The sequence below is a fragment of the Spirosoma panaciterrae DSM 21099 genome (assembly GCF_000374025.1).
Taxonomy (GTDB): Bacteria; Bacteroidota; Bacteroidia; order Cytophagales; family Spirosomataceae; genus Spirosoma; species Spirosoma panaciterrae.
The window spans coordinates 252,823-265,360 of sequence record NZ_KB893243.1; the positions used below are offsets into that span (position 1 = coordinate 252,823).

10 protein-coding genes and 1 pseudogene are annotated in these 12,538 nt (G+C 47.1%); 5 read left to right on the forward strand and 6 right to left on the reverse strand.

What is annotated here, in order from left to right:
• Positions 1-58: 58 nt before the first annotated feature.
• From B153_RS36315 to B153_RS0133345, 3 genes are all read left to right on the forward strand, one after another.
• Positions 59-1,672, forward strand: coding sequence for a PQQ-dependent sugar dehydrogenase (locus tag B153_RS36315; protein ID WP_083928277.1), 1,614 nt, complete (start codon positions 59-61; stop codon positions 1,670-1,672).
• 233 nt (positions 1,673-1,905) lie between these two features.
• Positions 1,906-2,280: a DUF3244 domain-containing protein gene (locus tag B153_RS0133340; RefSeq protein WP_157635017.1), complete on the forward strand. Its 375-nt coding sequence runs from the start codon at positions 1,906-1,908 to the stop codon at positions 2,278-2,280.
• Positions 2,281-2,693: 413 nt separating this feature from the next.
• Positions 2,694-4,046, forward strand: a complete 1,353-nt coding sequence (locus B153_RS0133345; protein WP_157635019.1) for a capsule assembly Wzi family protein — start codon at positions 2,694-2,696, stop codon at positions 4,044-4,046.
• 366 nt (positions 4,047-4,412) lie between these two features.
• Here B153_RS0133345 and B153_RS36320 read toward each other — a convergent pair whose 3' ends face one another.
• The 3 genes from B153_RS36320 to B153_RS0133365 form a co-directional block, all read right to left on the reverse strand.
• On the reverse strand, positions 4,413-5,000 hold the full coding sequence (locus B153_RS36320; RefSeq protein WP_020601107.1) for a DedA family protein: 588 nt from the start codon (positions 4,998-5,000) through the stop codon (positions 4,413-4,415).
• A gap of 198 nt (positions 5,001-5,198) precedes the next feature.
• A complete protein-coding gene (locus B153_RS0133360; RefSeq protein WP_020601108.1) occupies positions 5,199-6,200 on the reverse strand; it encodes a hypothetical protein in 1,002 nt (333 codons plus the stop codon).
• Positions 6,201-6,269: 69 nt separating this feature from the next.
• Entirely contained in the window at positions 6,270-7,511 is a 1,242-nt protein-coding gene (locus B153_RS0133365; protein ID WP_020601109.1) for an MFS transporter, read from the reverse strand.
• 402 nt (positions 7,512-7,913) lie between these two features.
• On the opposite strand from B153_RS0133365, the gene B153_RS0133370 reads away from it, so the two are divergent.
• On the forward strand, positions 7,914-9,461 hold the full coding sequence (locus B153_RS0133370) for a serine-rich family protein (RefSeq protein ID WP_040762487.1): 1,548 nt from the start codon (positions 7,914-7,916) through the stop codon (positions 9,459-9,461).
• A gap of 572 nt (positions 9,462-10,033) precedes the next feature.
• Here the strand turns inward: B153_RS0133370 and B153_RS0133375 are convergent.
• Positions 10,034-10,330: a hypothetical protein gene (locus B153_RS0133375; protein ID WP_020601112.1), complete on the reverse strand. Its 297-nt coding sequence runs from the start codon at positions 10,328-10,330 to the stop codon at positions 10,034-10,036.
• A gap of 261 nt (positions 10,331-10,591) precedes the next feature.
• Complete coding sequence (locus B153_RS0133380) at positions 10,592-10,909, reverse strand: hypothetical protein (RefSeq protein WP_020601113.1); 318 nt, start codon at positions 10,907-10,909, stop codon at positions 10,592-10,594.
• Positions 10,910-10,916: 7 nt separating this feature from the next.
• Between B153_RS0133380 and B153_RS0133385 the strand changes: the two genes are divergently transcribed.
• Positions 10,917-12,245, forward strand: a complete 1,329-nt coding sequence (locus tag B153_RS0133385; RefSeq protein WP_020601114.1) for a site-specific integrase — start codon at positions 10,917-10,919, stop codon at positions 12,243-12,245.
• A gap of 41 nt (positions 12,246-12,286) precedes the next feature.
• On the opposite strand, the pseudogene B153_RS0133390 reads toward B153_RS0133385, so the two are convergent.
• Positions 12,287-12,538: pseudogene (locus B153_RS0133390) on the reverse strand (IS5 family transposase); the annotation flags it as partial.

The following is a 12,538-nucleotide window of genomic DNA, read 5'->3' on the forward strand; positions in this document are numbered from 1 at the left end:
TAAAGGTTGGAGTTGTTGGGTTATTGTACGCTTTGTTTCATTCATAAGCCAACGTTTTATGACAACTTTTTACAGGGTAATGGGCCATCTGGCACCGCTTAATCGGTCAATTTTCAATCAGCAGAAGACCCGTATTGCTGGTTTCGTTTTCATATGGGCTTTGGTACTGCTGGCAGCTGAGCGTGGTCAGGCCCAGACATTTCCGGCGAGCTTTAGTCAGGTTCAGGTAGCCAATGGTCTTACCGGGCCAACGGCTATGGCGTTTGTTCCTGATGGGCGCATTTTTGTAACGGAGCAAGGAGGAGCTTTGCGGGTCATTAAAAATGGAACGTTGCTGACTACCCCTTTTATTCAATTGACAGTAGATGCCACCGGAGAAAGAGGACTGATCGGGATAGCCCTTGATCCTAACTTTAGCACCAATCAATACGTTTATCTATATCACACGGTTCCGGGATCGCCAGCTCATAATCGCATCAGCCGATATACAGCCAATGGTGACGTGGCTCTGACAGGTAGTGAAGCCGTGATTCTGGACCTGACTCCATTGAGTAGTGCAACCAACCACAACGGTGGAGCTATGTGTTTTGGCCCCGATGGAAAACTATATGTTGGCGTTGGTGAAAATGCGAATGGGGCCAATGCACAGAACCTGGATAACTATTTGGGAAAAGTGCTACGGATCAATTCGGACGGGAGCGCTCCGGCCGACAATCCGTTTCCGGCCGGATCAGAGTCCCGAAAACGGATTTGGAGCTATGGGCTGCGTAACCCTTATACGATAGCTATTCAACCAGGTACAGGACGAATTTTTGTAAACGATGTTGGGCAAAGTACATGGGAAGAAATCAATGACGCTACAACGGCGGGTTTGAATTTTGGTTGGCCTAATGCCGAAGGAACCAGCAGCAACTCTGCCTATACAAATCCTGTTTTTGCCTATCCGCACTCAGGAAATGGGAGTGGTTGCGCCATTACGGGGGGCGCGTTTTTCAATCCGACTAGCACAACGTACCCGCCCGGCCTTGTTGGTCGTTATTTCTATCAGGATTTATGCAGTAACTGGATCTATAGCCTCGATCTGTCGACTACCCCCGCTACGTCGTCGTCGTTTGCTACCGGCCTTCCGGGGAGCTCCCTAAACCTATCAACAGGACCAGACCGAAAACTATATTACTTAAGCCGGGATGCAGGAGCGCTCTATAAATTCATTTATCTGGCGCCTGACCTGAGCCCTACAATAGTGCTGCCTCAGTCGAACTTTAACGCGAACGATTTCCGTAATTTTGCGGTAAATATTTTTGAAGCAGAAGGACAAGCTACACCTCCTGGCAGCGTAACCGTTACCATTTCGGCCCCATCAGGTTATACCCTGTCATTTAACAAAAACTTGACGGCTATAAACGTATCGGGGTTGGGAACAACATCCGTAAACAATGGGCAGTGGTCTATTAGCCGTAATGTGGATAATCAGCAGCTTTCGATAACGATGAATGCCGGGCAATCCATCGGCTCTGGCGGAACTTCCATACTGGGGGTTACGATTACGCGAACTTCGGCCAACGCAGGCAGTACGTCGAATGTGACTGTCAATGTCACGAACGATAGCAGTCGAACGTACGATACCAACCCTGCCAACAATGTGTATGCACGAATTATCAGCGGTATGTGAAGGCTGTTAATTTTTCTCGACTACCCTACTGAAGTCCCGGCATAAGTTGGGACTTTTTTTGTGTCCGCTTTGTCCGCCATCGAACAGAGTTTGTCCACTAGTGGACAGCGCGTTTGTAATGACAAATAGGTAAAGCATTGATTGTCAGTGGGTGGCTGTGGTTGGCACAGGCTTTGGATTATAAATGGCATACCAGTAAACAACATCCTTTAAACGTTAAACACAACACTGCCATGTTACCACTAATGACAAACCTGACTGCTGCTTTCCTCCTGACCGCTTCAACTCTGTTCAATCCGACTACTCCCAAAACGCTTTCTTTCGATGCCAGCGCGTATGTTACTACCGATCATCAAATTCGGCTGGCCGTTCAGAAGTCTGCCGATCAACCGGTTGAAGTGTTTCTCCGGAATAAAAATCGGGAAGTTCTCTATCAGCGTATCATGGGGAAAAAGGAAACACGATACGCAGTAAAGCTAAATATCAACGACCTGGCAGATGGCGAATATGAACTGGAAATAAAATCTGCTGAAGGAAGCATTACCAAACAGGTGAATGTAGTGACTCAGCCTGTTCAGCAAACGAACCGCACAATTGCTATGCAATAGAATTAGATAGGTTAAGTTAAGAAAAGCTGCAACGAGCCTGGCATTTGCCGGGCTTTGTTGTTTAGCTCCGCCAGCCCCTTTCTTTATAGCCAGGTTGTAGGCCTGTTTGCCAAAATATTGTCCGTATACTCAGAATAAGGCGTATACTCTATTCGGAAAGCTACTACCTGTATAGTATCGTTTGTTTAATTTGTATGCTATCGACCTTGTTTTGGTACTAAAATTCGTCAAAAGTTAACTACTACCGCCTGTTCATGGTAGATTATACATAGGAGTTAGTATCTTTACATATGAATCATTTGTACTTATTATTTGCCCTCTTCTTTAGTATATATCAAACCGTATACGCTCAGACAGGAAGTTCTCATCAGGCTTATGTAGAGGTTGGAGCGTTTGCTTCAACCAACGATCGAATGCCTTTTTGGCTTCGGGCTAATCAATTTGGGACTGTTCCGAACTCGGCCCCTATAGGCACCGTGCGGGTAGGTGCAAAAGGAACCATACTACTTTCGGATACGACTCGTAGATCGCCAGATCGAGCGTGGCGACTTACGTATAATGTCGAGGCCGTAGGCAATGCTGGAAAACAGAATCAGTTGCTGGCGCCCGAGTATTATCTTTCTCTTGCACATCGGCAAATTGAATTCGTAGTCGGCCGTCGACGGGAGGTGATCGGATTGGTAGATACAACGCTTACATCAGGATCGTATTCCTGGTCGGGGAATGCGCTTCCTATCCCTAAAGTTCAGTTTGGAACCCGGGGTTTTGCTCCATTGGGCCGTAAGCAGTGGCTGGCCGTCAATGCCTTTATAGCGCACGGCTGGTTTGCCAATACCGACTATATGCAACATTCATTTCTGCATCAGAAATCGGTTATTTTCCGGATTGGTAAACCACGGTCATCCATACGAGGATATGTCGGCATCAATCACAATGTTCAGTGGGGTGGCCATTCCGACTATCTGGATTACCGCTATGCGGTAAACGGGCAGCTTCCTGGCGAACTTCGCGATTTTCCGAATGTATTTCTGGCCATTCGAACCGATGGTCTCAATAATCCACGAATCACTTCTTTTGACTATACAAATTTATACGGAAACCATGTGGGTAGCATCGATCTGGGTGTTGAATTAAGACTGGCTTCGGTCAATCTGATGCTTTATCATCAGCATAGCTACGACGATGCTTCGGGGGTGTTTTTCAAAAATGCGCCTGACGGATTAAGTGGTTTGCGAATTCGCCCTGCCAAATTAGGCTCATCAGGTTTTCATATCGACGATTTCCTACTAGAGTTTCTAAGTACACTTGATCAGGGCGGCTCCATATTTGAACCCTGGAATGGCTTATCAGGCAATGATAATTATTTCAACAATGGACAATATCAGGAAGGATGGGCGTACAAAAATCGCATCCTAGGTACACCATTTATTACTTTGAAGCAGGATATACTGCCTGAGTATTCGTATCCCTCTAGCTTAATTATTAATAATAACCGAGTGCAGGTAGCTCATCTGGCCATGCGTGCTGGCATAGGGCGACAACTCAATCTGATGGCGAAAGTATCATATAGCCGAAATCTAGGGACTTATGGTATAGTGTTCTCAAATCAGCCCAGGCAATTGTCGTCCATAATACAACTTGGTATGCCACTGAGCTGGTTAGGCGGATTATCGCTAACGGCCAGTGTTTCTGCCGATTTTGGACAGTTGTATACAAATGCAGTGGGCGGTTACGTAGGGCTTCGCAAGACGGTTTGGCGTAGATAGCGCAATCGTTTAGGCCGTGTAGAGGCTACTGGAAAAGCCCTCGACTGGATGAGCCATAGAGTAATCGTTAGCAACGGAAAGTCTTATCGTTATGCTATTCAGTTTTACCGCTACGCCCGATTTTGACTTTATGACGTACTTTGCCTGGCATATGACGGAGTTAGCTGAAAAAGACCTGCAGATCGTTCTGAATTGACTTCGTGGCCGTACAGTGACGGGTAGATTGACAATTGAACGGGTTTTACAGGTCAGCACGACCGTACGAACAAGTCAGGCTTTTAGGGAGGGGCTTATTTTTCAGCCGTAAATTTCAGCGGGATATATAAGCCATTAGCATTCTGAATCGATACGGCTCCATCCAATCAATTATTGGATCTGTTCACGTATTGGTTGTTTTCGTAAACGAGATCGTCGGACTAGCTGGTACAGAATTAATAAACCACCTAAACCGGCTGTCACCGAAAGAACCATTGTTTCGGAAGGGGTAAGGCTGGTATAAAGATGATGGAGCCCATGGGTCAGATTGTTGCCTATGAAGGCTACCGTTATGGCCCAGACTAGTGCGCCCAACGCATTGTAGAACATAAACCGGGCCGAGGAAAAACCCGCCAGCCCCACAGCGGCTGGTATGGCTCCCCGTAAACCATACAGCGCCCGAAAGCCTACTACCAATCCTGTGCCATAGCGATTCATCAATTGCTCAATTCGATTGTAACGAAGCTGCCAGCGAGGGCGCTTGCTGATAAAAGTTGAGCCGTACCGATTGCCAAGTAAAAAGAAGAGCTGAGTAATACAGAATGAGGAAAGTGCCGCCAGACCTATGACGACTGGCAGGGAGAAGTAGCCTTGTTGAGCTAAATAGACTCCAACCAACAAAAAGGCTTCACTTTCCAGCAGCACGCCGAGAAACAGCATCGGATAGCCGTAAGTGAGCATGAGTTCCTGGAAATTCATAGTTCATCAGATAACGTTGTTACTTAAAAAAACTCGCTAAAGGTCAAATTGTTAACAACAAGCGATCTTCTTTCTGTTATGAACGCTCACCTGGCACCCGAAAGGTGAAGGGTGTATATCGGGGTCTGAACGGCCTATTTGTTGAACGCTCAAACGGATAGGCAATTCAGGGATAAGCGCAAAAAAGTACGATCGGGCTTATCGCTTTAAGGCGGGCCGTACAATCTCGTTGAGCAGGATGGTTAAATCGTTGTTCATTAACTGGAGTTCGGTAGCCAGTTGCCCCAGCATCGTTGAGCGGACGGTTAAATCCTCTGCCGTATAAAAATCCCCGTTGCCAAAGTAGTTGACCTCCTGACGACTCCGTCTGCGCGACCGCTTCGCTTCGGCACTCAACGAAAGCAGTAGCTCCCATCGGCTACGCAGACCATCGATTATGGAGGGATTACCTTCCGATTTTGGTTTGTTGAGGTAATACCACACCAGGGGTGGAAAAACGGTTGAATTAGCTGGATGCGACCATATATCGCGGAGCGGATTGCGTTGATGCTGAAAATCGGCTTTAGGGGGCTTCTGCAATAATGAGGTTATACCCAGGCCCGCTTCAGCTAAGCCACCGCCTATGCCGACCCACTCACCCCCATCCTCATGATCGCCTAATTTGAGTAAACCGACAGTTAGGGCTGTCAATGCTCCCGTCGTGATGGCACCGATGGTCATTCGCTTTTCCCGGCTGTTCTCCTGGCGGGTTAGTAAGGTAGCTGTCAAGCTAGCTCGTTTGCTGTCACAATCAACTAAGGCAACCGCCGTGGCAATATCAAAGCTGGCCAACTGAAGTTGGTCGGTCATTTTTTGCCGGATGGCCAGGTACTCATTCGAAGCGGGTAGGCTGGGTTTTTGTTGCTGTTCCAGCAGGGCTGCCTGTACCAGCAAAGTCGTGAGCCCTACGGCCTGTGCCATGCGAAGTCCGCGCTCCCCGTAGCGATGCCGGAGCAGCGAGTCGTCTGATGAGCCGGGTACTAAATCGACCGGATGAAAAACATACCCCGATGTACCGCTGGAATCGATCGCACAGTTATCACTGGCAATTTTGGTTAGCGTGTAGGCCGTTTGTCGGGAGGTCAGACAACTGGTTAACGAAGCCACAAAAAATAAGCTGATCAGCCAACTCAGTATACGATAAACTGTATGGTTAGTCATGTAGTCAATGCAGTTGAAGAATATAAGAACAGTCGGTTGCCCGCTACCAGGCCGTGTAGTTTGGTGGCGTCAGTTTGCCCGAGGGCCTGTTTCCGGAACAAAAAACCATAGCACTCCGAGAGCAAGGAAGGCCAGAGCGGCCAGAGTCAAAAAAGCAACGTGGTAACTGGTCTGTTGCAGCAGCATCCCGGCAAACGCATTGCTAAGCGAAGCGCCCAGACCTACGGCTGTAGCAATGGCTCCCTGTGTCGTGTTGAACAAACCCGAGCCGCGCGTCAGGTCTGAGACAATCAGGATAGACAATACCCCAAAAATTCCCGCACCAACGCCGTCCAGAATCTGAATGGTCACCAACAAAATCGGGTCGCTGGTTAAGGTATAGAGCAACCCACGAATGGGTAATATGGCAAAGCCGATGATTAGCAGTCGTTTGCGGCCGTTTGGGGCTAATTTTCCGGTCAGGTAACTCACCGGAATCATGACGAGCTGAGCGACAATAATGCAGGCCGACATATAAGCCGAAGAGGCTCCTGCACTGATTCCCTGGGCCAGTCGTTGTCCAAGCAGAGGCAACATCGCTGCGTTTGCAAAATGAAAGAGCACACAGGCCAGCGCAAAAAATAGAATGGAGCGATTGCCGAGGAGTGCCAGCCAGCCAGAAGGGGTAGGGTCGTTGGCTGGCTCATCTTGCTCCGAGCAGCCTCTGGCTAGTTGATGATCAATGTCTTTTTCCTGAATGCGCCAGACCGATAAACTACTTAGAACCGACATCGCAGCCAGGAGCAGAAAAATACCCTTTGTACTGACGTAATAGCCCAATAGCCCTGCCAGCAGAGCGGCAAATACGTTTCCAGCGTGATTGAAGGTTTCGTTACGTCCAACTCGTCTGTCCAATGCTTTGGGGCCAACCAGGCCCAGCGTTATAGCGGCAATTGCGGGGGTAAACCAGGCGGCAGCAACACCCATAATAGCCTGCCCACCCAGAATCACTGCGTAGGTCGGTACAGTAATGGTGATGATGGCCGCCAGGGCAATCAGCAGTGAGGCAACAATTGAGTAAGCGCGCTTCCGACGGGTTCGATCAACCAGGGCACCCGCCGGGGTTTGGGCAACTACCGTAGCAATGCCCATCACCGACATGGCGATACCGATGTTTTGAGCATTCCAGTGTAGGGTGGTTAATAAGTAAATAGCCAGATAAGGGCCCAGCCCATCCCGAACATCGGCCAGAAAGAAATTGGCTGCATCCAGCGCCTTCAGGCTGGCTATGCTAGGTTGTTGGGTCGTTGGTTGCGGAGATATTTTAACCATCTTTTAATGGGCCCCAGCGTTGAGTAATCGGTGTGAAGAGGGCCCAATAAATAAGTTGCTTAAATAGTATACCAGACTGGATTTCTGGTGAATTTTATGATTAATTGATTGATTATGAATTGATTATTTTATAGATCTTTTGCTAGCTTACCTAATGGAATGTAGAGAAAAATACCTAGGGTTGTTGTCGGATGTAAGCACAGGTTGCTGGAATCGGTCTGAGTGCCAATAGAGCCCCAATGAATTTCCTGTTAGGGATTAACCCAAGATAAGCTGGTCAAGAAGGCTAACTGCCTTGAACCGCGAATCCGTCAGTACAGGATGGCCGTATCATACCTTTATCCGATTGTGCATGCCCTGAAAGCAAAAGATCTTTGGCATTTCTTTCTGGCTTTCCTGACTATGAAACAAGTTTATCTGCTACTGACGAGCTGGCTACTGATGACTTCAGGGCTAGCTCAGACTAATTATGTGGCCAACACGGCCAATGCGACTACTCCAGGTACCTATAATACGTTGATTGGACCACTGGCTGGCTACTCGACCAACAGTACATCGGTCAATAACGTACTGGTAGGCTACTCAGCAGGCTTCTATAGTACCGGCTCCGAAAATAGTTTTGTTGGCTACTACGCAGGCTATAAAACAACAACGGGCGATGCGAACAGCTTTCTGGGCTATGTGTCCGGGTTTTCGAATACGACTGGAAAACAGAACATATTCATCGGTAATTCGGCAGGGTTTATGAACCAGGCGGGTTCCAACAATTGCTTTATCGGGTATGGAACAGCCTTTTCGAATACCTCTGGTTTTTCAAATGTGGTTATCGGTGTAAAGGCCTTTTACGCCAACACGACAGGGCATAACAATGTCATCATTGGCGATTCTGCCGGGATAAATAGCTCGGCTTCTGCCAACGTTTTTGTGGGTTCAAAATCAGGCTATAAAAGTAGTTCCAGCTTCTCAAACACATTTCTTGGCTTTCAGACGGGCTATAGTACCTCATCAGGGGCGGGCAATAGTTTTATGGGCGCGTATTCGGGGTACAGCAACACAACGGGTTACAACAATAGTTTTGCAGGCAGCTATGCGGGCTATACCAACACAACTGGTTATCAGAATGTATTTGTCGGCGTGGCTGCGGGTTCGGGCAATACAACTGGCAACAGCAACACGTTCATGGGGTCGAGTGTGGGGTCGAGCAATACATCCGGCAGTAACAATACGTTTATGGGCTTCAATGCGGGCAGGAGCATAACCACTGGTTCGAACAACATAATTATTGGCCCTAACTCAGGTACTACCATTACCACCAGCGACGACAACGTGCTGATGGGTTACAATAGCCAGGCCGACGAGGGCATCTTCAATGGCATTGCAATTGGCGCCAATAGCCGTGTAGCCGCGAACAATAGCTTAATTCTGGGTAATCAGGTAAACGTAGGTATTGGCACCTCAAAGCCATCGAATCGATTAGAGGTGGTTAGCCCATCACCAGATCGGAGCGGGCTTACATTAACCAGCCTGACGGATAAGAGTCCTACCGCCCGCATCACCGACCAATTCCTGACGGTCAGCGAAACAGGAGAAGTAATCAAAGCCCGGTATCAACTCCGAATCAATAGCCCTAATGAGTGGAGTGACAAAGTGTTTGCTCCGGCTTATCCGCTTCGCCCATTGGCTTCGGTAGCGGCTTATATCGATCAGCATAAACATTTACCCGGTATTCCCTCGGCAGAACAGATTGCCAGAGAAGGTATTGACCTGGTAACGATGAATGCCACGTTACTGGAAAAAGTAGAAGAGTTGACCTTATACAGCATTCAGTTGGAGAATAGGGATCAGCAAAAACAAAAGCTGTTGGATCAGCAGCAGAAGAAGCTACAGGAACTGGAGCAGAAACAGGCTCGACTGGAACAATTGCTTCAACAGATTCTGAAACAGAAATAAGGGGTCCTGCACCAGCCGACCAATACTTGTTTCATAGATTTGGCAAAAGAAATAGACTATATCAGGAGATATAGTCTATTCTGCTTTCGTCAAGGGTAAAAACGCTGGATAGAGGATAGGCCCACGCTAGAGCAAGATTGTTGCCATCGAGTCAGGAGTATCTGTTATTTCTTGCGAACAACCGGATTTTCTTTCTGGACTAGAACTGATTCTTGAACAGGGCTGTACAGCTTTATTCGCCAGATATAGATGAGCAGGCTCAAAATAGGCCTACAAAAAATAAGCCCGGTATCAACTATGATTCCGAGCTTACTGGCTTCAACCGTAATCACACAAAAACGGTTTGGCCTTACATACGGATGTATGTCTTAAGGAGTTTTCAGAAAATCGTCACGTATAAGAAACTTTATATTAAAGCCTGAAAGAGTACAGAGTTCAGTTTGCGGGAGTTATAGGCACTCAGCACAACAGGCCGATGAAAGGAGGGCTATCTGCTGTTTGGGGAAAATTAACTCCTTGCTGCTCAACGGGTAGCGTATGTATTTTTCCCTGGCTAATTGTTTAACAGGCGTCTATTCCAAAAACGTCATAGCCTGATTCACTTTATCTTTCATTCGCTCCAGCGCATCCGTATTGCCTGTTTCTTCATACTCCACTAGTTCTGCCCAGGCATATTTAGCGACTGTATTCCAGGCTACCATATAGGCATCGGGGTCTTCCGATACTTCGATCAGTTCCCAGAGTGCTGCCCGTAACGCCATGAAAGCAGGCTCTACCTGGCCACCTATCGGTATTTCTTCCAGACGGGAAGCTGCTAACAGCACCCGCTCTCTGGGCGATTCTGTAATCGTTTCACGTTGAGAGGTCATAGTGTGTTATAAACTCAAAAACGATAAGAAAGTCAGTTAATGGGTATGATTAACTTGTATATGATACAGACACAACCTAGTAATTTTTTAATTAACTGGGCATTTCGATAGCTAAACTAACCCTTCCTTTTCGCTCGTAGTTGTCTATGTTGAGCTAATGAGGTACAAATTTAAGAATAGGCACTTTAGTTTAAAATTCTGCCTGCTCAAGCTCCTCTCTAGTTATGGTTATGTTGTTCTGGTTTACTTTAGCTAAACCCTTTAGTTAACAGCCAAACTGAGTGAAGAAAAGGCAACTGTATAACCTGTTTCAACCGGAGATTTTATACTATGAAAAAAGCCGATTAACATTGCTGCTAACCGGCTGAATCTCATGGGTTTTATGGGTGAGCGGGAAACGAGGTTCGAACTCGCGACCTGCAGCTTGGGAAGCTCAAAATGGATAGCTTGGTTATATTTTGTTAGATATAAAATATCATTGATTGTCAGTGTTTTATATTCTTTGCTATTATCATTGATTATTGTTGGTTTTGATTGTATTTTTGAAAAATGCAAACCGTAGTGCAAACCGGTTTGCATTTGTTTAATGGCAGAGTCACTCAAAGTCAGGGAGAGAACGGCAAAGGTAAAGATTGTCCTGTGGACATCTAAAACACTGGCTGATGGTTCTCACCCGTTTGTAGTACGCATCCATAAGGACGGCACCCGCAAGCATATTACAACGGGTTATAGTTTGCATCCCCAGTACTGGAATGCAAAAAAGCAGGAGATTCGGCAAAGCTACCCCTCTGATAAGCGCAAAGCATTAGAGAAAGCTCTACAGGCCTGGAAAGATCGTTTCACTGATGCTGCCGAGGAATATTCCGCTAGTGACTCCCCACACGATGCAGAAAGCATTGTCCATAAAGTTGCTGATGAGCGTAAGCATGCTCGTCAGTTTAAACTGCTCTCTTACTTCGATGAACTGATCAGCCAGTTTGAGAAAACCGGCAATGTAGGCAACCGTAAAGTGTACCGTGATGTACAGAATAACCTGACCCGCTATATAGGTGAAGGGAAGGACGTTTCCTTTGATCAGGTAACGGTTAAGTTCTGCAATGGCTGGGAGACCAAGATGCGCTCGGAAGGGCTGACCGACATTACGCTGTCGGTTAAGTTTCGAACACTACGGGCCGTCCTTAACAAAGCTATTGCCAATGGATACGCTAAATACGAGAGTTATCCTTTTGCCCGTAATACGGCCGAAACCCACAAATTTCAGGTAGGTAAGTTTGACACCAAGACCACTAAACGAGCAATTAGTAAAGCGGATATCCGAAAGATAGAAAGCTTTGAGCCTGCACACTACGTTGGGCCATATGCATCGCTACGTGACACCTCTACCCGGTTACGCCTAGCTCGTGACCTATTTCTGTTTTCTTATTACTGCGGAGGGATCAACTTTGTCGATATAGCCCTGCTTCAGTGGAGTAATATTGGTACTGACCTGGATGGTAAACCTCGGCTCAGCTATATCCGCCAGAAGACAGGGGGGCGGTTCTCCATCCGTCTTGTTGCCCAGGCACTGGCTATTCTGGAACGCTACAAGGTAGGAGTGAAGCAGCACCCAACAGAATATGTATTTCCTATCTTGCATTCAGCCCTTCACAAAACACCAACCCAAAAGCATAACCGGTCCAGCAAGATCATGGGGCAGGTCAATAAGGATTTAAAGACGATTGGCGCTGAAATGGGAATCAGTACGCCTTTAACGACCTATGTAGCGCGTCACAGCTTCGCTACAGCGTTAAAACGCTCTGGAGTGGCTACTGGTATCATCAGCGAAGCGATGGGTCACCAGGATGAACGTACGACGCAGATTTACCTCTCGGAGTTTGACACCGATTTAGTAGATGCCGCTTTTGATAATTTGTAAGTTATATTTTATTGTCAGATGACTAAGAGTATGTTGGGAAATCATCTTTGGCAATAAGTCTCGATTCGTTGTAACATGATCTGGCTATTGGCCAGATACAGCCAACTGACCGAAGAAGATGCTGTATGCTCATAGTCTTTGACGATTCTCCGAAAATAGTTCGTCCAGGCAATGCTTCGTTCCACTACCCATCGTTTGGCCACCGGTACAAAACCTTGGGCTGATTCAGGCCGCGACGCTTTCTCAAAATCGATACTCCAACGGTCAAGCTCTTGAGCAAACACGCCGTTGTA